Raw genomic sequence first — 21,867 nt, forward strand, 5'->3', positions numbered from 1 at the left:
CGTGGGATTCACGACGAGTGTCACCGCGAAGGACATCGTCGCTGCGGTGAAGGCTGTGCCCGCGGCGCAAGGGAAGATCGTGGTACTCGCCACTGTGGCGGCAAAAGCTGAGTCTTCGGCTCTTCTGACAGCGGCCCTTGAACTGAACGTCCCGATTGTGAGTTTCGCCCCGGACGTACTTGCGCGAGTTCAAGTTCCGTCACCATCGCCTCGCGTCGAGAACGCCGTCGGAACGGCAAGCGTCGCGGAAGCGGCTGCGATCCTCGCGTCCGGGGGCGGCCGACTTGTGCTGGCCAAGACTGCCAGGGATGGAGTGACCGTGGCCGCGGCCCGTAAAGTTCCCTCCAGCTTGACCAATTCTGACAACGAAACGGAGTGCGAGTGAGCGAGTCCACCGCAGACGAGACCAACTACCTGGTCGGCCTCAACCTGACCGATCGACGCGTGGTCGTGTTCGGTGGCGGCACTGTGGCTCAGCGCCGACTCGGACTGCTGGTCGCCTCTGGTGCCCGCGTTCACGTCATCAGTCGCGCGTTCACTCCAGCCGTCGAAGGTATGGCCACTGCCGGTCAGATCACGGTCGAAGAGCGTCCGTACGCCGACGGCGACCTCGAAGGTGCGTGGTACGCCATCGCCTCGACCGACGAGCCGGAAACCAATGCGGCGATCGTCGCCGAAGCGGAGCGTCGCCACATCTTCTGCGTGCGCGCCGACAACGCGAAGCACGGCACCGCCGTCACTCCCGCGAGCGCCGAGTACGACGGTATGAGCATCGGAATTCTGGCGGGCGGCGATCACCGTCGTTCGGCAGCGGTCCGCACCGCCGTCGTCGAGGGTCTTCAGTCGGGCGTGCTCGCCGATACGGCCGAGCCTGCCGCTGCGGGTGTTGCTCTCGTCGGTGGTGGCCCCGGTGATCCCGATCTGATCACCGTGCGCGGACGCCGTTTGCTCGCCCGCGCCGACGTCGTCGTGGCCGACCGATTGGCTCCGCCGGAGTTGCTCGCCGAACTGGGTCCGGACGTAGAGGTGATCGACGCCGCGAAGATCCCGTACGGCCGTGCCATGGCTCAGGAGGCCATCAACGCCGCGCTGATCGACAACGCGAAGGCAGGCAAGTTCGTGGTCCGCCTCAAGGGCGGGGACCCGTACGTCTTCGGACGGGGATACGAAGAACTCGAAGCGTGTGCCGCTGCCGGCGTTCCGGTGACCGTAGTGCCCGGAATCACGAGCGCGATCTCGGTCCCGTCGGCCGCAGGCATCCCGGTCACCCACCGCGGCGTCACCCACGAGTTCGTCGTCGTCAGTGGGCACGTGGCTCCGGATCATCCGGATTCGCTGGTCGACTGGTCGGCGCTGGCCAAGTTGCGCGGCACGATCGTGCTGCTCATGGCGGTCGAGCGCATCGATCAGTTCGCGAAGGCACTCGTCGACGGTGGACGCCCGGCAACCACGCCGGTCACCGTCATCCAAGAGGGCACGCTGCGCACTCAGCGTGAACTTCGGGCCGATCTGGCGACCGTTGCTCAGCGCGTCAAGGACGAGGAGATCAAGCCTCCGGCGATCATCGTGATCGGGCCGGTCGCGGGCTTTTCCGTCGACGCTGGGTAACGTGAAGTCTTGTGTCTGACTCCCCAACATCTGAAACCGCTTCGGCGAATGCCCCGGTAGCGACTCGAGTCATCGGGCTTGCCATCATCGTCCTGAGTGGTTTGCAGATGATGGTGGTGCTCGACGGTACTGTCGCGAACCTCGCTCTGGCGCCATTGCAGGCCGACCTCGGGCTGAGCGACAGCGGCCGCAACTGGGTGTTGACCTCCTACGCGCTTGCGTTTGGTGGGCTCATGCTCCTCGGTGGTCGGCTCGGCGACGCGTTCGGACGCAAGAAGATGTTCATCGCGGGAGTCTCGCTGTTCACGGTGGCGTCGTTGCTCTGTGGACTCGCCCTGAACGAGGGCATGTTGATCGCAGCGCGGGCGCTTCAAGGTGTCGGCGCAGCCGTGGCGTCGCCCACTGCCTTCGCCCTTGTTGCCACGACTTTCGCCGCGGGTCCGGCTCGTAATCAGGCCATCGCGATTTTTGCCGCCATGACGGGCGTCGGATCGATCGCCGGTCTGATCATCGGCGGCGCATTGACCGAGGTGTCGTGGCGTCTGATCTTCCTCATCAACGTCCCGATCGGCATCGCGCTCGTCGGCATGGCGTTCCGCGCCCTTCGCGAGACGAATCAGACGCGTCTGGCTTTGGATGTCCCCGGCGCGATCCTCGCGACCCTCGGTTGTACCGGTGTTGTTTTTGCTCTCACCGAAGGCCCGGAAATGGGATGGGGGAGCATCGCCGTCATCGGTGCATTGGCGGCCGGATTGGTCGCCCTCGCCGCCTTCCTCTTTGTCGAGCGAACTGCAGACAACCCGCTCTTGCCCTTCTCGTTGTTCGCCGATCGCAACCGTGTCGCGACGTTCCTCGCCATCTTCTTCGTCGGTGGCGCGATGTTCAGCATGACGGCCTTCGTCGCACTGTTCGTGCAGGACATCATGCAGTATTCGCCGTTGCGTGCCGGTATCGCGGTCATTCCGTTCGCGTTCGGATTGGGCGCCGCCGCGTCGGTTGCTTCCAAGCTCGCCGTGAAGGTTCAACCCCGCTGGCTGGTCCTCACCGGCGTCGTGATCATGATCGTCGGACTCCTCTACGGCTCTACTCTCGATTCCGACTCCACCTACCTGGCCAACTTGTTCGTGCCCGTGATCGGGATCGGATTCGGTATCGGCCTCGCGATGGTGCCCTTGCCACTGTGCGCGATCGCCGGTGTCCCGGAGACCGAGATCGGCCCGCTGACCGCAATCTCCCAAGTTGCCCAGACGCTCGGTGGACCATTGGCGCTGTCGGTGATCGGTGCAATGGCGACGTCCAAGACGCTCTCGCTCGGCGGCACTTCGGGCAAGGCAGCGGACATGAATCCGGCGCAATTGATCGCACTCGGAGAGGGGTACACCTTCGCACTTGTGGGCTGCGCGGTCTGCGCCGTGTTCGCCGGTATCGCGGCGCTGTGCATCAGGTTCACACCTTCTCAGGTAGCCCAGGCTCAGGCTGCGGAGAAGGCAGCTCAGGGAATCGCCTGATCAGTCCTGTTTTTCCGCTTCGCTAGCCGATACGATCGTTGCAGGACGTGCCGAGAGTCTCGACGGATCGGGGTGCCGTGATGCGGATCGCGGACATATTGCGAAACAAGGGCAACAGCATCGTCACGATCGACGCCCACACGACGGTCAACGGGCTGCTGTGCGATCTTGCCCGCCACAACATCGGAGCCATGGTGGTGGTCGACGACGACGCGGTGGTGGGCATCATCTCCGAACGCGATGTCGTTCGACGCCTGCACGAGCGTGGCCCGGACCTTCTCGGGATCCAGGTTTCCGAGGTCATGACCGCTCTGATGTACACGTGCGTTCCGGCAGACGCAGTGGACAGCATTGCCGCGATCATGACCGAGCGTCGAATCCGGCATCTGCCGGTGATCGAGGACGGCAACCTCCTCGGCATCGTCAGTATCGGTGACGTGGTGAAGAGCCGCATCGACGAGCTCAAGAGCGAACGCGATCAGCTCGAGTCGTACATCGATCAGGGCTGATCGATAGGTTGTCGCACGGTGACTACTCTCGTGTGATGGCCGCATTCCAGGAATCCACAGCAGACACGGTCACCATCGTGGCCGGCCTCGAGAGCACGTTCGCCGACGAACTCGGCGCTCTGACGGTGCCGTGGCAAGGTGCTGCCGCGCCCGACCCGCAGTTGCTCGTGCTGAACGAGCAGTTGGCTGCGTCGTTGAGATTGGACGTAGCAGCGCTGCGAAGTGTGGACGGGATCGGCGTCCTGTCCGGTTCGACGGTGCCGGTCGGGGCCACACCGGTGGCGATGGCGTATGCGGGTCATCAGTTCGGTGGGTATGTACCAATTCTCGGAGACGGTCGGGCGTTGTTACTCGGCGAACTCGTCAGCAGTGCCGGGCAGCGAGTGGACTTGCATCTGAAAGGCTCCGGGCGCACACCGTTCTCTCGGGGCGGCGACGGGTATGCGGTCGTAGGGCCGATGCTGCGCGAATATCTCGTCAGCGAGGCGATGAATGCCCTCGGTGTCCCCACTACGCGCGCGCTGTCGGTGGTGGCGACGGGCCGAGACGTTCGCCGCAACGGCGCAGAACCCGGTGCCGTGCTTGCACGGATCGCGTCGAGTCACCTACGCGTTGGGACCTTCGAGTTCGCGGCCCGGCAGGGCGAGGTCTTGCAGCCGCTCACCGACTACGCGATCGCCCGGCACTACCCGGAGCTGACCGAACTTCCGTCAACGGGTACACACAATCGCTATCTGAGGTTCCTCGAGGCGGTCGTCGAGGCGCAGGCGTCACTGGTGGCGAGGTGGATGCTCATCGGTTTCGTGCACGGGGTCATGAACACCGACAACACGACAATTTCGGGAGAGACCATCGATTACGGTCCGTGCGCCTTCCTCGACGCATTCGATCCGGCGGCAGTGTTCAGCTCGATCGACCACGGGGGCCGCTATGCGTTCGGCAATCAGCCCGCTGTACTGAAGTGGAATCTTGCGCGCTTGGCAGAAACACTGTTGCCGCTGATCGATTCCGCACCCGACAATGCGATTTCCGCGGCGTCGGCAGTTCTCGAGACCTTCGACGAGCGCTACGAGGGACACTATGCTGCCGGTTTCGCGGAAAAGCTCGGTCTGGCCCAGCCGTTTGGCGATCGGGCGCTCGTCGACGATCTGCTGACGTTGTTGGCGGAACACGGAGCTGATTGGACAGGCAGTTTCCGCGCTCTCGCGGACGAATTGCGCGGAAATTCGGCGCCTCTCGACCAACTCGTGCCACGGGAGCACATCGCGCCCTGGTTGCAGCGGTGGCAGGGAGCCCTGACCGAAAACGGACAAGGGGCCGCGGAGACCGCGAGCGCGATGGATCGCGTCAACCCGCTGTACATTCCGCGTAATCATCGGCTCGACGCTGCCCTGCGCGCCGCGACCGACGGCGACCTCGTTCCCTTCGAGAAGCTGCTGGAGGTGGTCACGCATCCATTCGACCGACGCGACGAGTGGGCTGACTACACCGAGGCGGCTCCGCAGTCTTTCAGCGAAACATTCCAAACCTTCTGTGGCACTTGACAGACGAAGCCATCAATCCGTCAGGATGATCAGTTCACGCTCCGACGCGATTTCCACCCGCAGGCCGGCCTTCGACGCCACCCGCGCGACACCCTTGATATCGGTCGGTTCGGCGCGCGAGACCACCAGCGCACGGGCGAGCAGACCCTTGTGGTGCTTGTTGAAGTGACTGACCACCGTCCGGGTGCCGTCCGGCTTCTCGGTGAGGACCGTTGCAATCAAGGCGTCCGGAACGGGACCGAGGTCTTGGTACGTACCCGATCGCAGATCGACGACCAGCCCGTCGGCTTCGGCAGCCAACGCCTTCGGCAGTTCCGGCTTCCACAGGGAGCGGAGCGTGCCCATTCCGGGCAGCTTGGACCCGCCGGAAAGGCGGTAGGCGGGGATCAGATCTCCTGCGCGGACAGCACCGAACAGAGCGGAACCAATGGCGATCCGATCGAGCGCCTTCGCCTTCTGGGCGCGGGTGAACGACTTTGCGTCGAGGGCGTCGAAGAGCACGCCGGTGTAGCGCTGCAGTGCGGGCCGCGTCGCGGACACCCACAGCTTGGCGTTGCGTTCCACTTCGTCTGCTTGCGTCGGACCGAGCCCGAGCGCTTCGCACGACGCCTCGACGTCAGCGGCCAGATCGACCAGCGTCTGAACCAGCAATTCGCGCGTTTCGGTCAACTGTGGCATCGACAGTTCGGCCAGATCGAGGGGCGCATCCTTGCCGCCGTCGGACTTGGTTTCTGAGGGAGGCAGCAGTACAAGCACGCTGTAACCGTACCGAGGCCCGCTCGGCCGACTGCGGCGACTATCCTTACACCTCGTGATTACCCGTCTGTCCCACCTGTTCCTGCGTACCCTGCGTGACGATCCCTCGGACGCCGAAGTTGCCAGCCACAAACTGCTGGTTCGCGCCGGCTACGTGCGTCGTATCGCTCCAGGCGTCTACTCGTGGTTGCCGCTGGGATTGCGGGTGCTGCGCGAGGTAGAGCGTGTCGTCCGTGAAGAAATGAATGCAATTGGCGGACAGGAAATCCTGCTGCCTGCGCTGCTCCCGCGCGATCCCTACGAAGCGTCGAACCGCTGGACCGAGTACGGCCCCAACCTGTTCCGCCTCAAGGACCGCAAGGGCAACGACTACATGCTCGGCCCGACCCACGAGGAGCTCTTTGCTCTGACGGTCAAGGGTGAGTACAACTCCTACAAGGACTTCCCGGTCACCCTGTACCAGGTGCAGACCAAGTACCGCGACGAAGAGCGTCCGCGTGCCGGCATTCTGCGTGGCCGCGAGTTCCTCATGAAGGATTCCTACTCCTTCGACCTGACCGACGAAGGCCTGACGGAGTCGTACCAGGCGCATCGCGGCGCCTACGAGAAGATCTTCACGCGTCTGGGCGTCAAGTACGTCATCGTCTCGGCCACCTCCGGTGCGATGGGCGGCAGCGCGTCCGAGGAGTTCCTTGCCGAGAGCGAGATCGGCGAAGACACCTACGTCCGCTGCCTCGAATCCGGCTACGCCGCAAACGTCGAGGCCGTCAAGACTGTCGTTCCCGACTCGATTCCGTTTGACGGGCTGCCCGAAGCCAAGGTGTACGACACCGCGAACACACCCACCATCGACACCCTGGTGGACTGGGCGAACGGCGCTGATCTCGGCCGTACCGTGACCGCCGCCGACACTCTCAAGAACATCATGGTCAAGACCCGCCTGCCCGGCGGCGAATGGGAACTTCTCGGCATCGGCATCCCCGGCGACCGTGAGGTCGACGAAAAGCGCCTCGAGGCTTCGCTGGAGCCGGCCGAGTTCGTGATGATCACCGAGACCGACTTCAAGAACAACCCGTTCCTGGCCAAGGGTTATATCGGCCCGAAGGCGCTGCAGGCCAACGGAGTTCGCTACCTTGTCGACCCGCGCGTCGTCGACGGCACCAGCTGGATCACCGGCGCCGACGAAGACGGCAAGCACGTGGTCGGCCTCGTTGCCGGTCGCGACTTCACCCCTGACGGAACCATCGAAGCCGCCGAGGTTCGTGACGGCGACGCCTCTCCCGATGGAGCCGGCACGCTGGTCTCGGCTCGCGGTATCGAGATCGGGCACGTCTTCCAGCTCGGCCGCAAGTACACCGACGTCTTCACCGTCGACGTCCTCGCCGAGAACGGCAAGCCCGTCCGCCCGACCATGGGTTCGTACGGCGTCGGCGTCTCGCGTCTGGTGGCCGTCATTGCCGAGCAGCACCATGACGAGAAGGGTCTGCGTTGGCCCGCTGAGGTCTCACCGGCCGACGTTTACCTCGTCATTGCGAACAAGGACGAGACCGCTCGCGAAGGCGCCGAAGGCCTCGCCGCGCAGCTCGACCGCGCGGGACTCGAAGTGATCCTCGACGACCGCAAGGCATCGCCGGGCGTGAAGTTCAAGGACTCCGAGCTGATCGGTGTTCCGCTGATCGTTGTCGTCGGCCGTGGTTGGGCCGACGGCAAGGTCGAGATTCGCGACCGCTTCACCGGCGAGAGCCGTGAGATCGACGCCAATTCAGCGATCGAGGAGATCATCGCCGCAGTTCGCGGCTGATTCGAATAGCTGTCCGGGCCGCCGCAGTCACCTTCCGAGGTGTCTGCGGCGGCCCTTCTTTTCTGCCACAATCGTGGCTATGGAACGCGAACCGGATTGGGCAGAAGTCGACGGCTATCTCGTTTCCACGTTGGTAGGTGAAGATCCGGTTCTCGACGCGGCACTCGCCGCCAATTCCGAGGCAGGTCTCCCGCCCATCGACGTGGCGCCGAACCAGGGCAAGCTCCTCAACCTTCTGGCGCGAATGTGCTTGGCGCGCAATGTTCTCGAGATCGGAACGCTCGGCGGATACAGCACGATCTGGCTCGCTCGCGCGGTCGGTCCCTCGGGCCAGGTCATCACGCTGGAATTCGATCCCACCCATGCGGATGTCGCTCGGGCGAATATCGAGCGTGCCGAACTGGCTGACCGTGTCGACATCCGCGTCGGCGCTGCGCTCGACAGTCTCCCGTTGATCGCGAAAGAAGAGTTGGGACCTTTCGACTTGGTCTTCATCGACGCCGACAAGGAGAACAACACCGAGTACGTGCGGTGGGCGTTGGCCCTTTCGCATCCCGGAACCGTCATCATCGTGGACAACGTGGTGCGTGGGGGACATGTGTCCAACCCGGATATCGACGACGAGCGCGTCAAAGCGAGTCGAGCGGTGTTGGAGATGATCGCGGCCGAGCCGAAACTCGACGGCACCGCCATTCAAACCGTGGGTTCGAAGGGATGGGACGGGTTTGCCGTTGCAGTAGTGAACGAGTGAGCGCAGACTCGAAGCGGTGAGGATGCTGGGGGCAGCAAAGGCGGCATGGCGATGGGTGCGCAGTGCTCCCGGTACCTACGTCTGGTTGCTGGCCCTGCTGTTCACCACGCTCTTCCTTCGGCATCTGCCCGACAATGTCGAGGAGCGTTTTCTCGGCAAGCGCTCGACCAATCTGCATCACCTGGCCGAAGACCCGCTGCGAGTCCTGTTCTCAAGTGCCTTCTGGCTCGAAGGTGGCGGTTGGTTGGGATACCTGGTTCTCTTCACCATCTTTCATGCAACGGCTGAGCGTTGGCTCGGGACGTGGCGGTGGCTGTGTGTTGTCGTCATCGCCCACGTCGGAGCCACGTACATCAGCGAAGGTGTTCTGTACGAAGGTATTCGGCACGGATACGTGGCGGAGTCGGCGGTCAACACTCTCGACGTGGGTGTGAGCTACGGTCTGGCCGGCATCATGGGGATTCTGGTGTACCGCATCGTCGATCCGTGGCGATACGTCTATCTCGCGGGGCTGTTGCTCTTCTACGGTGTACCTCTGATTTTCGCCACCAATTTCACCGCCATCGGCCACATGTCTGCGTTGTTGCTCGGGTTGGCGTGCTACCCGATCACGCGTGCTCGGGCGGGCACGTGGAATCCGATGGACCTGTGGCATTCGCGAAGAATCGCAGGTCTTCCATGAATCGCACCGCGGAAAGTTACCCGCTGGTAGTTTAGCGTCATCGACGAAAGGTAATGACGTGTCTGGCACCGATGGATTGCTCTTCAACCCCCATACTTACGACCCCGCTCAGTTCGATCCGGAGACCCGCCGTTTGCTGCGAGCCACCATCGAATGGTTCGAGAGCCGCGGTAAGAAGCAACTGCTTCAGGACGACCTCGACGCCGTGTGGGTCTCCGACTTTCTCGAATTCGTCGGCAAGGAGAAGTTGTTCGCGACGTTCCAGACTCCGGCGGCATTCGCCGACGGTGACGAGAACCGTCGTTGGGACGGTGCCCGCAACGCGGCCTTGAGTGAGATCTTCGGTTTTTACGGACTCGCTTACTGGTACGCCTGGCAGGTCACGATCCTCGGACTCGGACCGATCTGGATGAGTGACAACGACGCTGCGAAGAAGCGTGCAGCGCAGGAACTTGCCGACGGTGGTGTCATGGCGTTCGGGCTGTCCGAGCGCGACCACGGCGCCGACGTGTACTCCACCGACATGCTCCTCACTCCCACCGACGGCGACGTCGCCTTCCGCGCGAGCGGCGAGAAGTACTACATCGGAAACGGCAACGTAGCCGGAATGGTGTCTGTGTTCGGGCGTCGTACCGACGTCGAGGGCCCCGAAGGCTACGTGTTCTTTGTCGCCGACAGTGCACATCCGAACTATCAGCTCGTGGACAACGTCCTGCGCGGGCAGATGTATGTCAGCAATTTCCGCCTCGACGATTACCCGGTGCGCGAGGAAGACATTCTGCACACCGGCGTCGCCGCATTCGAGGCCGCGCTCAACACGGTCAACGTCGGAAAGTTCAACCTCTGCACCGGCTCCATCGGCATCACCGAGCATGCGTTCTTCGAGGCAATCACTCACGCGCAGAATCGAATTCTGTACGGCAATCCCGTCACGGATTTTGCCCACGTTCGCGCCGCCTTCGTCGACGCGTACTCACGTCTGATCGCGATGAAGCAGTTCAGTGCGCGGGCGGTCGACTACTTCCGCAGCGCCAGCCTCGAGGACCGTCGCTACCTGCTGTTCAATCCCATGACCAAGGCCAAGGTCACCTCCGAAGGTGAGAAGGTGGTCGGGTTGCTGCACGATGTGATCGCAGCCAAGGGATACGAGAAGTCAACGTACTTCCGCGAGGCAGCGCAGATGATCGGCACGCTGCCCAAGCTCGAGGGCACCGTCCACGTCAACGTCGGCCTGATTCTCAAGTTCTTGCCGAACTATCTGTTCAACTCGGCGCAGTTCCCGGAGATCGTCACGCGCGACGACGCCGCCGACGACGAGTTCTTCTGGAACCAGGGGCCTACCCGCGGCGCTGCGAAGATTCAGTTCCACGAGTGGAAGCCCGTCTACGAGAAGCACTCTTCGATTCCGAACGTCGCCCGTTTTTACGAGCAGGCGATCGCGCTCACCGAATTGCTCACTGCTGCAGCGCCGGACGCGCAGCAGCAGAAGGATCTCGATTTCATGCTCAACGTCGGGCACCTGTTCTCTCTCGTCGTCTACGGTCATCTGATTCTCGAACAGGCCGAGATCAGCGGGCTCGACGCCGACGTTGTCGATCAGATCTTCGACTTCCAGATTCGTGACTTCTCGGGATACGCGATCGCGCTGCACGGAAAGCCGTCGTCGACACCCGAGCAGCAGAAGTGGGCCCTGGCCGCGGTGCGGAAGCCTGTTGTCGACAGTGAACGCTTCGACCGGGTGTGGCAGCAGGTCAAGGCGTACGACGGTGCATACGAGATGCGCGCATGACCGCGCCGGTGACGCGCGAGCAGTTGATGGCCGTCGTGGAGGGATCCCCGAAAGCCGTCGGCGCGCATGACCGCTCGACCTGGGTGGCCCTGTTTGCCGGCGACGGACAGGTCAACGACCCTGTAGGTTCACGTCCGCACAACGGTCAGGCGGCGATCGAGAGTTTCTACGACACGTTCATCGCCCCCAATTCGATCACCTTCCATGTCGAGCGCGACATCGTGTGCGGCCGGACGGTGTGGCGCGATCTGAGCCTCGCTACCGAGATGTCGACCGGAGTCGTTCTCGACGTTCCGATGCACTTGCGCTACGACTTGGTGGGGGAGCCCGATTCCTTGCGGATCGGAACCCTCTACGCGCATTGGGAATTGGCGACGATGTTGAGCCAGCTCGCGACTGCTGGTGTGGCGGGGGTGAAGGCGGCCGCGAAGTTGACGCCGCAGTTGCTCTCGAACCAGGGGATCGGCGGGGCGCTCGGGTTCTCGCGCGGCATCTTCGGCGTCGGAGACAAAGGCAAGAAGGCAGCGTCGCGGTTCCTCGATGCGGCCGCTGTCGGCCGAACGCCGCCGGTACCCGTCGAGCTTCCGGCGGGGACGCAGTTGTCCAACGCTGATGTCAACGCTCTGCTCACCGGCGTGACGAAGAGCAAGATGCTGGTTGCCGGTCGCACCGTGACGGCGAGCGTCATCGTGTGCGGGGAACCGGCCATCGCATTGTTCGGCTTCGAGGCGAGCGGTCATCGACTCAATCGGGTGCGTTTCTTCACCGAGAGCTGACATAGAGCCCTCCACATGCAGGTCAGGCTCGGCGCGCCACTCCGGCGCGCCGAGCCTTCGCTTTTCTGAGAATTGTCAGATCGCCCCGAGATCCGCAGACAGCCAGTGCTGCGGATTCATGTAGATCGCTACCTGTTCGCCCAACTGCGATCGCGCGAATTCGAGATACCCGTCGACCTTGTCCGGAGCCAGGTAACGCCGCGAGACTTCGACCAGCATCTCGTCGGTGCCCGGAACGATCTTGTCGACGGATCCGCTGACGCTGACGTAACGGATTGTCGGATCGAGCCTTTCGGCCATCAACGAGAAATGCCCGGCCGACTCGATGAGTCGTGCCTTTCGCGAATCCTTGCCCGTGAGGATCCATGGTTTGCCACCGGGTGAGTACAGGTACCAGATCGGGACGGTCAACGGACCGCGCTCGGTGCCGTCCGCCACGGACAGCGCCCCGATGTGGGGTTCGGCCAGGAACTGTTCACGCTCATTTTCGGAGAGTGCCATTCCTCGAGATTACCGCGACGTTTGACATGGCGTTGTGACTCCGTACACAATCGATGTGCTCATTATGAACAGGCGTTCGCAATGCGAACACGTTTCGATCCGAACTACTGGATCCCAACCGGTCGCGAACGCCCACAAGCAGTGAATGTCGAGGATCCGATGACCGCACATACGCAGTCGAGTTCAATCACCGGTTCGCCTGGGGCGCGTGCCGCAATGTGGGTAGCACCGTTGTGTTGGATCGCTGTGCTTCTGGACGGATTCGACCTGGTCGTACTCGGCGCGGTCATTCCTTCGCTTCTCGACTACGACGCGTGGGGTTTGAGTACCGGCACGATTACGATGATCTCGACCTTCGGGCTCATCGGCATGACCATCGGCGCCCTCGTCATCGGCACTCTCACTGACGTCATCGGTCGACGCCGCGCGCTGCTGTACGCCGTTGCCGCATTCTCGATTCTGACTCTGTTGTGCGCAATTGCGCCCAATCCGTTCATCTTCGGGCTGCTGCGCTTCCTTGCCGGTGTGGGGCTGGGTGGCGCCCTACCGACGGCATTGGCTCTGGTCAACGAATTCTCGAAGAAACAAGGCGGTGGATCTGCGTCGACCATGCTGATGACCGGCTACCACGTCGGCGCCGTTGCCACCGCAGCGCTGGCGCTCGTCGTGATCGAACCTTTCGGTTGGCGAGCGATGTTCGTTGTGGGCGCACTTCCTGCCGTCGCCCTGATTCCACTCATGTTGCGGTATCTGCCGGAATCCCCGTCGTACCTTCTCGCTCACGGAAAGCGTGCCGAAGCCGAGGAAATCGCTGCCCGTCGCGGAGTCGAACTCGAGATTGCGCCCACGTCCGAAGTTGAGCGCGCCGAAGCCGCCAATCCCGTTCGCGCACTGTTCTCTTCGAAGTTCTTGCGCAACAGCATCGCCATCTGGATCACCAGTTTCATGGGCTTGCTGCTCGTCTACGGATTGAACACATGGCTTCCGACGATCATGCGTGAGGCCGGTTACAACCTCGGGGCGTCGTTGACGTTCCTTCTGATCCTCAATGCCGGCGCCGTCGTCGGGCTGTTGATCGCCGGGGGCGTCGCGAACAAGATCGGCCCGCGGACTGCAGCCATCGTGTGGTTCGCCGGAGCTGCACTGTTCCTGGCGCTTCTGAGTGTGAAGGTGTCGTTCGGAATCTACGTGATGGTCTTCCTCGCCGGATGCTTCGTATTCAGCGCGCAGGTACTGGTCTACGCCTTCACGAGCGCCAATCACCCACCTCAGATTCGCGCGACCGCGCTCGGATGGTCGGCAGGTGTCGGCCGGGTCGGTGCGATCTGTGGCCCGATCCTGGGCGGAGTCCTCCTGGGTGCGGGTTACGCCGTGCCGTGGGGCTTCTACGCTTTCGCGCTCGTCGGACTGCTCGGAGCAATTTCTATCTCCTGCACACGGGTGCGCACCTGAAATGCCAGTTTCGCTGGTTGGCGTGCTACTGCTATCGTAAAACATGAGTATGAAGAGTAGCGCTATCGTCGCGCCGCAGGAACCGCTACCGATGCCATCGTCTCGATCCGGTTTGTGGTGGGGCTTGCTCGGTGTGCTGGCGTTCTCGTTCACCGTTCCGCTCACGAGGGTCGCCGTCGCGGATCTCGACCCCCTGTTCGTCGGTGCGGGCCGCGCCGTCGTTGCCGGGGCCCTTGCGATTGTGATGCTGTCGGTTACTCGCGCGACGCTTCCGACGCTTCGGCAGTGGTTGCGCATCGCACTCGTGACTGTTGGTGCGGTACTGGGGTTTTCACTGTTCACCACGTTTGCGTTGCAGACATCGCCGGCGAGTCACGCGGCAGTCGTGATCGGGCTACTTCCCGCTGCGACCGCGGTATTTGCGGTCGTCCGAGGAAAAGAGCGTCCCAGTAAGGGATTCTGGTGGGCAAGCGCCGCCGGCGCGGTATCGGTCGTAGGGTTCGTGGCGATTGCAAACGGCGGACTCGGCTCGTTTCATCTCGCTGATCTTCTTCTGTTCGCCGCGGTGGTGTGTGCAGCGCTGGCATATTCGGAAGGTGCGTTGCTGGCCCGCGAGATCGGGTCGTGGCAGACGATTGCCTGGGCATTGATTCTCGGACTGCCGGTCACGATTGCGTTGACGGTGGCGTCCATGGCCCAGGCTCCGGTCTCTGCCGATGTGAATTCGTGGCTTTCGTTTGCCTACCTGGGATGCGTGAGTATGTTTCTCGGGTTCTTTCCTTGGTACCGGGGTCTGGCGATCGGTCCCATTTCCACTGTGAGCCAAACACAGTTGGTTCAACCGGTGCTCAGCATTGCCTGGTCGGCGCTGATACTCGGTGAGACGTTGTCACCCTCGATCGTGGCCGGCGGTGTCGTCGTCATCGGGTGTGCCTGGCTTGCCCTGAAGGCGCGAGTGGCAGCGCCGCGTGCTGTGCCGGCACGCGACGCGACCACTGCTACTGATGAATCAGAAAAGCGGGCCGCCACCGAAGGCACTGCGGTGTGACGCCGGTTGTTTCCCGTTGGCGTCGGTGATTCCGTACTCGACGGCCGTCTCGGCGGTGATCAGTGTGTGACCGCTGCGCGCGTTCACTTCTGGATCGTTGGCCAATGCAGTGATGACTTGGCCGACGAATTCCGGGGTTTCGGCCTCGGCCAGTGAGAAGCCTTCGAAGCTCTCGATCCCACTCGCCTCCATCCGCTCGTTGCGGATCAACCCGAGCCAGAAGGAAAGTGCGGTGACGCCGGTCCCCTTCAATTCGACAGCCATGTCCGCGGCCATCTTGTCCAAACCTGCCTTCGACATCCCGTACAGGACAGAGTGCAGGTACCCGCGGGTGCCGAACGACGAGATGTTGCCGATCACTCCACTGCCCCGGGGAACCATCAACTTCGCCGCTTCCACCGAAGCAACGTAGTGGGCGCGCAGTCCGATTCCGATCAGCGAATCCCAATCGTCGATCGGCCTCTTCCAGAACGGATCGGCGAAGCCTGCATAACCCGCCGGGTTTGCCCAGACGTTGTTGACCAAAAGATCGAGGCGGCCTGACCGCTCTTCGGCGATGCGGGCAAACAGGTTGATGATCTGCTGATCGTCGCTGTGATCGCACTGCACGGCAATGCCGTGACCACCGCGCTCGGTGATCTCCACCGCGGTGCGATCGAGTGGGCCGTCGGCGCCCACGGTTCCTCGTGCCGTCACGTACACCGTCCACCCGTCGCTTCCCAGAGCGAGGGCAATGCCCTTGCCGACGCTCCGGCTGGCACCGGTTACGAGCGCAACTTTTCCGTTCGTCGTCATGGCCGCCCACCCAACGAACCCTCGGCGATGTCAGCGTCCGGGGACAGGGGAGTGGTGATCGACCACGCCTCCGTGAAATGGCATTGACTCATTTTCCACATACCGTCCTCGATCACGTACTTGTCGTCGTATTCGCCGGTCATCAACTTCTCGGTGCGCCCGACGGTGTCGATCTGGCGGAACTGCAGAGCCCATCGCCCCACCGCCGACGTCTCCGAGGTCAGTGTGATGTCGGGATGCAATCCGTGATGCATGTCGAGGACCGCGTACCGGCCGTCGACCTTGCGAAGAGCGATCTTCTCGAAGATGTCCGCCATCGGCCCCGCGTCGTCGAAGGCGCCGAGGCGTCCGTAGTCGATCGACGCTCCGGAACGGATGAAGCTGTTGCGGAACCGAACTGGATCCTTGGCGTCACATGCTCGCCAGTAGCCGTGCTTGAGCTTCTTGATTTCCTCGATCTGTTCGAGCGCGTCGAGGCGTTGTGCGAGATCCAACGTCGGTCCTTTTCGTCTGGGTTTCCCGGAGACATGTCGGATCGACTGTAGGGTGTCCTCAGTCACATGTGTGTAGTTTTTCCCAGTGACCGGTCAGGAATCGGTGTCGGTTTCGCTCGAGGATTCGTCGCCGGTGAGCGTGATCGCAGTCGAGTCGCTGAAGACGCTGCCCCAGAGCTCGCCGAGGGCTGGATCTTCTTCGGCGTGTTCGGGCGCCATCATTGCGAGCAGATTGTTGATCAGCATCCCGTTCGCGATGAACAAACGCGCTTGCTCGGGTGTGCAACCGGTGCGCTCGCGCAGCAAGGTGTAGATGCCGGACATGGCGTTCCGGGAGACGGCGGCGACATCATCGGTGCTGGTGGCGAAGCCGTGCAACATGACAAGCAGTAGATCTCGGTCGAGAACCAGCTCGCCGTAGGCGGATCCGAGTTCGGCCCAGAACTGCGGATTGCTCGGATCGATCGTGACCGTATCCAATTTGTCGTTGAAGGTGCGGACGATTTCGTCGAGCGCGCGCGTGAACACTGCGTGGAACAAATCTGCCTTGGTTCCGAACATGCGCACGACGTAGGGCTGCGAGACACCGGCTTCCTTGGCGACGGCGTCCGTACTGGTCCCCGAGTATCCACCCTTTGCGAATGCTCGCGTTGCCGCGGCAAGGACCAACGCGCGACGTTCCGGTGCGCTCATCCTGCGGGTACGTGGTTCAGCTGCACCGATCGACATGTTGACACGTTATCACCGGATAGCTTAGTTTCGACCTAAGTAATCATTCGATGCCTTAAGGCACCTTCACTCGAGGAATCACGATGACCGTTTTGACGAAGTCCGGATCGGACGCCGCATCCGGGTCGGAAAGCAGTGGAGGACGTAAGGTTCCGATCGCGATAGCGATGGTTGCTGCCTCTCTGCCCATGTTCATGGCCACCCTCGACAACCTCGTGATGACGAGCGCGCTGCCGGTGATCGAGAAGGAGCTGAATGCGTCCGTCGGGCAACTTCAGTGGTTCATGAATGCGTACACGCTCTGCTTTGCGACGCTGATGCTTTCGGCGACGACGCTCGGCGATCGGTGGGGGCGCCGCAAGATGTTCGTATTCGGGATCGGGCTGTTCACGGCGGCGTCGATTGCTTCGGCGTTGTCGACGACACCGAGCCTGCTGATCGCGGCCCGAGCTTTTCAGGGCGCCGGCGCTGCCGCGATCATGCCGCTCTCACTCACTCTCCTCGTGGCAGCGGTACCGGAAGCCAAGCGTGCCATGGCAATCGGCGTGTGGGGTGGAGTCTCCGGGCTGGGAATCGCGATGGGTCCGGTTGTCGGTGGAGCAGTAGTCGACGGGTTCTCATGGCAGGGCATCTTCTGGATAAACGTGCCGGTTGCGATCGTCGCTGTTCCTCTCGCGTTGTACGCGCTGCGCGAATCGACCGGTCGCACACAGCCTCTCGACCTTCCCGGTGTCGCACTCGCCGGACTCGGTGTGTTCCTGGCGGTGTGGGGGATCGTTCACGGCAACGACGACGGCTGGGGATCGCTTGGAGTAGTTGCGTCGTTGGTCGGGTCCGCAGTCGCGTTGGCACTGTTCGTTCTTCGCGAGATGAAGACCTCGCATCCGGTGATGCCCCTACGTCTGTTCCGTTCACGCAGCTTCTCGATGGCGAACGTCATCGGCTTGACCTTCTCGATCGGAATCTTCGGGGCGGTGTTCCTGCTCTCGCAGTACCTCCAGATCGTGATGGGCTACAGCCCGTTCCAAGCAGGCCTGCGGACGCTTCCGTGGACGGCAGCGCCGATGATCTTCGCGCCTCTCGCCGGTTTTCTGGCGCCGAAGGTCGGGCTCCGTTCGCTTCTGCTGACCGGTCTGTTGCTCCAGGCCGGAGCATTGTTCTGGTTGGCAGCGTTGATCGGTCCCGACGTGACGTACGGGTCGCTGGTTCCGGCTCTACTGATGGCGGGCATCGGCATGGGCCTGACCTTCGCGCCGAGCTCGACGGCGGTACTCGTCGACATGGACGAGCCTGATCACGGAACGGCCAGTTCGACCAACTCGACGCTTCGTGAGATCGGTGTTGCACTGGGAATCGCGGTTCTCACTGCAGTCTTCCTTGCCGCCGGCGGTGCCCTCACGCCACTCGGTTACGGAGATGCGCTGACACCTGCACTGCGCGTCGGCGGTTGCTTCGTATTGGTTGCGGTTGTCGCGGCGTGGTTCGTGCCCTCGCATCGCAAGGCCTGAGCCGCTGTGCGCCTTTATTAACCGCCGGCGGTTAATAAAGGCGCACAGCAGTTACGAAGTCGGGTCCCCCGGGAACGCTGAGGTGGCCGGAGCGGTTCCCAGCGCGGACCGCCATCCGGCGCCGCGGATAGCCGCATCGGTCAGGCCGTCGATTCCGAACGTGCGGAGTTGGTCGGTATCGACCTGTTCGACGAATGCCCGGTAGGTCACGGCGGTGTCGGATTCGATCTGTGCTGCCAGCTGTGCCGCGGAAACGGCGTCCGTCACCGGAAACGGGATCTCGTACGCTGCCGCGGCTGTCGGCGGGGTCACGCCCGCGTCGGTCGACAGGGCAACCAGCGCATCACGTCGTGCGCGGTGCGCTGCTGTGTGCGTGGCAACCTCGTTGACACGGGCAGGATTCGAAAACGCGGCAACCACTCCGTAAGCGAAGATCGCGGCATTCTCTGATTCGATTGCGGTCAGCAAGGCAGAACTCTCGGATCGACGGGTGTGCGAAATGATCACGGAAGCAACACCGCTACCTGAGTCGAGCACGACGCGCTGATCGAACCGAGCAGGCCCGCGCGATAGCCGGACATCGTCCGAGCGAGATCCGCGGCACTGCGCGCCGAATCGGCCAGCGAGGTACTCAAGGTTTCGACGCCCGTAGGAGCGTTTGCGACCGAGGTGGACGGGGGCGCTGTGGTCGTAGCGGCGCCGCTGCCCGCTGCTCGCGCAATCTCGGCGTCGAGTTCGAGTGCATGCGCTGTGCGTTCGGCGCTGATCGTGGTCAGTGATGCCGACTTGTCCGGTGCGAGTGCGATGGCGGCGGTTGCGGCTGCCGCGTCGGAGCGGGCTCGATCGGCCTGGGCCGTCAGCTGGTCGACTTCTGCAGCCGCCTCCGCTGTGCCGTTGTCGGTGCAGGCGGACAACGAGAAGGCAGCAGCGCCCAACGCTGCTGTTCCCGTCATCTTGAGCGCACTCCGCCGGGAGAGTGGGGTAGTAGTCATGGGCGTCAGCACCAGTCCATCGTGCCAGGTGGTCGGCCGATCGTTCGAATCCGCGGCACGTGTTCAAGTGTGACGTGCGTCGGGCACTCTGGTCACGGAGACGCGCAATGAGCGGTACTCTTGGATGCTTGCAGCATGTGGCACCTGGTGTCTTTTCGTGCTCGCAGCCGCCCACGTCGACAGTCGACACAAGTCGGACAATCGACGACAACTGAAATGAGGAGTTCGCGAGATGCCGGTGCCATCCAGGGAGAGGGTGATCGAGCTGATCTCCGAACTCGTGCACACCCAGGGTTACGACGTCGACGACGTTGTCGTGACCAGTGCGGGCAAGCACAGCGCGGTGCGCATCATGGTCGACAGCGATGCCGGGATCGAGCTCGATGCCGCCGCGGAGATCAGCAGACTCGTTTCGGAACTTTTCGACACCCTCGAGGAAATCGGTGAAACGCCGTACACCCTCGAGGTGACCTCCCCGGGAATCGATCGCCCACTGACGCTCGATCGTCACTGGCGTCGGGCTCGCGGACGTAAAGCGCGAATCGATCTGGCCGGCGAGACCGTGGTGGGCCGTATCGGAACGATGAACGACGATTCCGTGGCAGTTGTCATCGGTGGCCGTGGCGGACCGACCGTGCGCGAGATTGCACTAGGCGACGTTCAGAAGGCTGTAGTTCAGGTGGAGTTCTCGAAGCCCAGTGAGGCGGAGTTGGAACTCGCGGGCGGCATCCCGGAGGGGCGCGCAGTTCCTTCGGATGCGGTTGACCTCACCGAGGACTCGGGCGTGGACAGTGTCGAAGACGACGAAGCAGAATTAGAAGACGTAGAAAACGAAGAAGGGTTCGACAAGTGAATATCGACATTGCAGCGTTGCGAGCGATCGAAGCCGAAAAAGGTGTCTCGATCGAAACTGTGATCGCCACGATCCAGACCGCGCTGCTGACGGCGTACCGCCACACCGAGGGGCACAAGCAGAACGCTCGGATCGATGTCAACATCAAGACAGGTTCGGTGCGAGTGATGGCGCACGACACCGATGCCGACGGCAACATGATCGGTGAGGAGTGGGACGACACTCCCGAGGGATTCGGACGCATCGCGGCGACCACCGCACGCCAGGTCATCCTGCAGCGTCTGCGCGACGCCGAGCACGAGCGCAGTTTCGGTGAGTTCTCGACCCATGAGGGTGAAATCGTCGGCGGTGTCATTCAGCGTGACACGCGTGCGAATTCCCGCGGAATGGTCGTCGTCCGAATCGGCAGCGAATCCAATGGCGCCGAAGGATTGTTGCCGCCTGCAGAACAGGTTCCCGGCGAGAACTACGAGCACGGTGAGCGCATCAAGTGCTACGTCGTCGGGGTTGCTCGCGGAGCCCGCGGCCCACAGATCACCCTCTCGCGGACCCACCCGAACCTGGTTCGCAAGTTGTTCGCACTCGAGGTTCCAGAGATTGCGGACGGCAGCGTCGAGATCATCAACGTCGCGCGCGAAGCGGGGCATCGTTCCAAGATCGCCGTCGCCTCACGTGTGCAGGGGCTCAACGCAAAGGGTGCATGCATCGGCCCGATGGGTCAGCGCGTCCGCAACGTCATGAGCGAACTCGCGGGGGAGAAGATCGACATCATCGACTTCGACGAAGATCCCGCGACGTTTGTGGGCAACGCACTTTCCCCGTCGAAAGTGGTCTCCGTCACTGTCGTCGATCCCGAGGCTCGTGCGGCCCGTGTCATCGTGCCCGATTTCCAGCTTTCGTTGGCCATCGGAAAAGAGGGTCAAAATGCCCGCCTGGCTGCGCGGTTGACGGGTTGGCGTATCGACATTCGTAGCGATGCGGCACCCGTTGGCGACGCGTCCGACCGGCCCGCCACGTCCAACGGATAACGGTGGAATGCAGTGATCGAGACGGTTCGGCGGTAGAGTGGACAATGGTTCGACGTGAGTCCTCGGATTCTGCGCGCGTGAAACCCGGTTCGCCGGTCAGAACGTGTGTGGGATGCAGGGAACAAGGGTCGGCTGTCGATCTGTTGAGGGTCGTGGTTGGTGAGCAGGGGCCGGAGGGTTCCCCGCTCGTCCCCGACGTATCGCGAAGACTCCCCGGTCGAGGTGCATGGCTGCACCTGGATCCGAGTTGTCTGAGCCTGGCAGAGCGGCGCCGAGCATTCAGCAGAGCACTGCGAGTGTCCGGAAATCTGGACACGTCCGCTGTCGACCAGCTGGTCGACGCAGTTCACACAAAAGCAGTACCTCTCGAGAAGAACAGGCACAAGCACTCATGAGCACACCGTGAAGCACCAACGATGAACGTCCATCGGCGATAACCCGAGGTCGTGCGGGACCCACTTCTGTGGGATGCCTCCTGCTCGACCTCATCAGTGAGGAGAGCAGTGGCAGGCAAGGCCCGCGTGCACGAGTTGGCTAAAGAACTCGGTGTCACCAGCAAGGAACTACTCGCAACGCTCAAGGAGCAAGGCGAGTTCGTGAAGTCTGCGTCATCCACAGTGGAGGCGCCCGTCGCCCGTCGTCTGCGGGAGTCATTCCCGTCGGCAGGCGGAGCAGAAACCAAGTCCGAGACCGGCGCAGCCGCTCCGGCGGCTCGCCCCGCGGCAAAGCCCGGCGCACCGTCG

Annotated in this window: 24 protein-coding genes; 17 read left to right on the forward strand and 7 right to left on the reverse strand. The window is 62.8% G+C overall.

Translation table 11 applies throughout. The features are described from left to right. Position 1: 1 nt before the first annotated feature. The 5 genes from YH3_RS27570 (at position 2) to YH3_RS27590 (ending at position 5,169) form a co-directional block, all read left to right on the forward strand. Positions 2-385, forward strand: coding sequence for a cobalamin biosynthesis protein (locus YH3_RS27570; RefSeq protein WP_082920707.1), 384 nt, complete (start codon positions 2-4; stop codon positions 383-385). Further along, positions 382-1,608: a uroporphyrinogen-III C-methyltransferase gene (cobA, locus tag YH3_RS27575; RefSeq protein WP_007735001.1), complete on the forward strand. Its 1,227-nt coding sequence runs from the start codon at positions 382-384 to the stop codon at positions 1,606-1,608. Before YH3_RS27570 ends, cobA begins: the two co-directional genes overlap by 4 nt. 11 nt (positions 1,609-1,619) lie before the next feature. Further along, positions 1,620-3,116, forward strand: a complete 1,497-nt coding sequence (locus YH3_RS27580; protein ID WP_064444483.1) for an MFS transporter — start codon at positions 1,620-1,622, stop codon at positions 3,114-3,116. An 80-nt stretch (positions 3,117-3,196) separates the two neighbouring features. After that, on the forward strand, positions 3,197-3,625 hold the full coding sequence (locus YH3_RS27585; RefSeq protein ID WP_007735005.1) for a CBS domain-containing protein: 429 nt from the start codon (positions 3,197-3,199) through the stop codon (positions 3,623-3,625). Between the two features lie 35 nt (positions 3,626-3,660). Further along, entirely contained in the window at positions 3,661-5,169 is a 1,509-nt protein-coding gene (locus tag YH3_RS27590) for a YdiU family protein (protein WP_064444484.1), read from the forward strand. 12 nt (positions 5,170-5,181) lie between these two features. Here the strand turns inward: YH3_RS27590 and yaaA are convergent, their stop codons facing one another. After that, positions 5,182-5,925 carry a peroxide stress protein YaaA gene (gene yaaA / locus YH3_RS27595; protein ID WP_047271360.1) on the reverse strand — a complete coding sequence of 248 codons (744 nt, stop codon included), beginning with the start codon at positions 5,923-5,925 and terminating at the stop codon, positions 5,182-5,184. A gap of 55 nt (positions 5,926-5,980) precedes the next feature. Between yaaA and YH3_RS27600 the strand changes: the two genes are divergently transcribed. From YH3_RS27600 to YH3_RS27620, 5 genes are all read left to right on the forward strand, one after another. Beyond that, positions 5,981-7,726 (forward strand): proline--tRNA ligase, encoded by a 1,746-nt coding sequence (locus YH3_RS27600; protein WP_042450750.1) that lies wholly within the window; start codon positions 5,981-5,983, stop codon positions 7,724-7,726. A gap of 79 nt (positions 7,727-7,805) precedes the next feature. After that, complete coding sequence (locus tag YH3_RS27605) at positions 7,806-8,477, forward strand: O-methyltransferase (protein WP_042450748.1); 672 nt, start codon at positions 7,806-7,808, stop codon at positions 8,475-8,477. A 22-nt stretch (positions 8,478-8,499) separates the two neighbouring features. Beyond that, positions 8,500-9,159 carry a rhomboid-like protein gene (locus tag YH3_RS27610; RefSeq protein ID WP_021343988.1) on the forward strand — a complete coding sequence of 220 codons (660 nt, stop codon included), beginning with the start codon at positions 8,500-8,502 and terminating at the stop codon, positions 9,157-9,159. A gap of 58 nt (positions 9,160-9,217) precedes the next feature. Then, positions 9,218-10,948: an acyl-CoA dehydrogenase family protein gene (locus YH3_RS27615; protein WP_007735018.1), complete on the forward strand. Its 1,731-nt coding sequence runs from the start codon at positions 9,218-9,220 to the stop codon at positions 10,946-10,948. Beyond that, positions 10,945-11,724, forward strand: coding sequence for a nuclear transport factor 2 family protein (locus tag YH3_RS27620; RefSeq protein ID WP_030535621.1), 780 nt, complete (start codon positions 10,945-10,947; stop codon positions 11,722-11,724). Before YH3_RS27615 ends, YH3_RS27620 begins: the two co-directional genes overlap by 4 nt. A gap of 75 nt (positions 11,725-11,799) precedes the next feature. Here YH3_RS27620 and YH3_RS27625 read toward each other — a convergent pair whose 3' ends face one another. After that, positions 11,800-12,225, reverse strand: coding sequence for a pyridoxamine 5'-phosphate oxidase family protein (locus YH3_RS27625; RefSeq protein WP_003942732.1), 426 nt, complete (start codon positions 12,223-12,225; stop codon positions 11,800-11,802). Positions 12,226-12,384: 159 nt separating this feature from the next. Here YH3_RS27625 and YH3_RS27630 point away from each other — a divergent pair, with 159 nt between their 5' ends. Together YH3_RS27630 and YH3_RS27635 are read left to right on the forward strand one after the other, a co-directional pair. After that, positions 12,385-13,677 carry an aromatic acid/H+ symport family MFS transporter gene (locus tag YH3_RS27630; protein WP_064444667.1) on the forward strand — a complete coding sequence of 431 codons (1,293 nt, stop codon included), beginning with the start codon at positions 12,385-12,387 and terminating at the stop codon, positions 13,675-13,677. Positions 13,678-13,768: 91 nt separating this feature from the next. Beyond that, positions 13,769-14,725: a DMT family transporter gene (locus YH3_RS27635; RefSeq protein ID WP_007735024.1), complete on the forward strand. Its 957-nt coding sequence runs from the start codon at positions 13,769-13,771 to the stop codon at positions 14,723-14,725. Here YH3_RS27635 and YH3_RS27640 read toward each other — a convergent pair. The 3 genes from YH3_RS27640 to YH3_RS27650 form a co-directional block, all read right to left on the reverse strand. Next, positions 14,687-15,520, reverse strand: a complete 834-nt coding sequence (locus YH3_RS27640; RefSeq protein WP_064444485.1) for an SDR family NAD(P)-dependent oxidoreductase — start codon at positions 15,518-15,520, stop codon at positions 14,687-14,689. The two genes, YH3_RS27635 and YH3_RS27640, sit on opposite strands and share 39 nt — an antisense overlap. Further along, positions 15,517-16,014 (reverse strand): nuclear transport factor 2 family protein, encoded by a 498-nt coding sequence (locus YH3_RS27645; protein WP_064444486.1) that lies wholly within the window; start codon positions 16,012-16,014, stop codon positions 15,517-15,519. Before YH3_RS27645 ends, YH3_RS27640 begins: the two co-directional genes overlap by 4 nt. A 93-nt stretch (positions 16,015-16,107) precedes the next feature. Further along, positions 16,108-16,743, reverse strand: a complete 636-nt coding sequence (locus YH3_RS27650; protein ID WP_003942694.1) for a TetR/AcrR family transcriptional regulator — start codon at positions 16,741-16,743, stop codon at positions 16,108-16,110. Positions 16,744-16,826: 83 nt separating this feature from the next. On the opposite strand from YH3_RS27650, the gene YH3_RS27655 reads away from it, so the two are divergent. Continuing rightward, the gene (locus tag YH3_RS27655; RefSeq protein ID WP_064073682.1) at positions 16,827-18,251 is read left to right on the forward strand and encodes an MFS transporter; all 1,425 of its coding nucleotides are present in this window, start codon (positions 16,827-16,829) and stop codon (positions 18,249-18,251) included. 51 nt (positions 18,252-18,302) lie between these two features. Here the strand turns inward: YH3_RS27655 and YH3_RS27660 are convergent, their stop codons facing one another. Both YH3_RS27660 and YH3_RS27665 read right to left on the reverse strand, forming a co-directional pair. Continuing rightward, complete coding sequence (locus YH3_RS27660; protein ID WP_064444487.1) at positions 18,303-18,758, reverse strand: ferritin-like domain-containing protein; 456 nt, start codon at positions 18,756-18,758, stop codon at positions 18,303-18,305. After that, entirely contained in the window at positions 18,755-19,204 is a 450-nt protein-coding gene (locus YH3_RS27665; protein ID WP_042450877.1) for a hypothetical protein, read from the reverse strand. Before YH3_RS27665 ends, YH3_RS27660 begins: the two co-directional genes overlap by 4 nt. Before the next feature lie 271 nt (positions 19,205-19,475). Between YH3_RS27665 and rimP the strand changes: the two genes are divergently transcribed. The 4 genes from rimP to YH3_RS36900 all read left to right on the forward strand — a co-directional run. Next, a complete protein-coding gene (gene rimP, locus YH3_RS27670) occupies positions 19,476-20,096 on the forward strand; it encodes a ribosome maturation factor RimP (RefSeq protein WP_064444488.1) in 621 nt (206 codons plus the stop codon). Further along, a complete protein-coding gene (nusA, locus tag YH3_RS27675; RefSeq protein ID WP_003942738.1) occupies positions 20,093-21,124 on the forward strand; it encodes a transcription termination factor NusA in 1,032 nt (343 codons plus the stop codon). Before rimP ends, nusA begins: the two co-directional genes overlap by 4 nt. A 44-nt stretch (positions 21,125-21,168) precedes the next feature. Next, positions 21,169-21,519 (forward strand): YlxR family protein, encoded by a 351-nt coding sequence (locus YH3_RS27680; RefSeq protein ID WP_019748063.1) that lies wholly within the window; start codon positions 21,169-21,171, stop codon positions 21,517-21,519. Between the two features lie 108 nt (positions 21,520-21,627). Further along, positions 21,628-21,867, forward strand: a 240-nt coding sequence (locus YH3_RS36900) for a translation initiation factor IF-2 N-terminal domain-containing protein (protein ID WP_154100380.1), incomplete at its 3' end; no start/stop codon positions are given.

Source organism: Rhodococcus sp. YH3-3, from assembly GCF_001653035.1.
Classification (GTDB): domain Bacteria; phylum Actinomycetota; class Actinomycetes; order Mycobacteriales; family Mycobacteriaceae; genus Rhodococcus_F; species Rhodococcus_F qingshengii.

Bases quoted from the DNA above. Each gene is read 5' to 3' on its own strand.
- YH3_RS27585 (WP_007735005.1), top strand. From the start codon at position 3,197: ATGCGGATCGCGGACATATTGCGAAACAAGGGCAACAGCATCGTCACG.
- YH3_RS27590 (WP_064444484.1), top strand. From the start codon at position 3,661: ATGGCCGCATTCCAGGAATCCACAGCAGACACGGTCACCATCGTGGCC.
- YH3_RS27605 (WP_042450748.1), top strand. From the start codon at position 7,806: ATGGAACGCGAACCGGATTGGGCAGAAGTCGACGGCTATCTCGTTTCC.
- YH3_RS27610 (WP_021343988.1), top strand. From the start codon at position 8,500: ATGCTGGGGGCAGCAAAGGCGGCATGGCGATGGGTGCGCAGTGCTCCC.
- YH3_RS27620 (WP_030535621.1), top strand. From the start codon at position 10,945: ATGACCGCGCCGGTGACGCGCGAGCAGTTGATGGCCGTCGTGGAGGGA.
- YH3_RS27625 (WP_003942732.1), bottom strand. From the start codon at position 12,225: ATGGCACTCTCCGAAAATGAGCGTGAACAGTTCCTGGCCGAACCCCAC.
- YH3_RS27630 (WP_064444667.1), top strand. From the start codon at position 12,385: ATGACCGCACATACGCAGTCGAGTTCAATCACCGGTTCGCCTGGGGCG.
- YH3_RS27635 (WP_007735024.1), top strand. From the start codon at position 13,769: ATGCCATCGTCTCGATCCGGTTTGTGGTGGGGCTTGCTCGGTGTGCTG.
- YH3_RS27640 (WP_064444485.1), bottom strand. From the start codon at position 15,520: ATGACGACGAACGGAAAAGTTGCGCTCGTAACCGGTGCCAGCCGGAGC.
- YH3_RS27650 (WP_003942694.1), bottom strand. From the start codon at position 16,743: ATGTCGATCGGTGCAGCTGAACCACGTACCCGCAGGATGAGCGCACCG.
- YH3_RS27655 (WP_064073682.1), top strand. From the start codon at position 16,827: ATGACCGTTTTGACGAAGTCCGGATCGGACGCCGCATCCGGGTCGGAA.
- YH3_RS27665 (WP_042450877.1), bottom strand. From the start codon at position 19,204: ATGACGGGAACAGCAGCGTTGGGCGCTGCTGCCTTCTCGTTGTCCGCC.
- rimP (WP_064444488.1), top strand. From the start codon at position 19,476: ATGCCGGTGCCATCCAGGGAGAGGGTGATCGAGCTGATCTCCGAACTC.
- YH3_RS27680 (WP_019748063.1), top strand. From the start codon at position 21,169: ATGGTTCGACGTGAGTCCTCGGATTCTGCGCGCGTGAAACCCGGTTCG.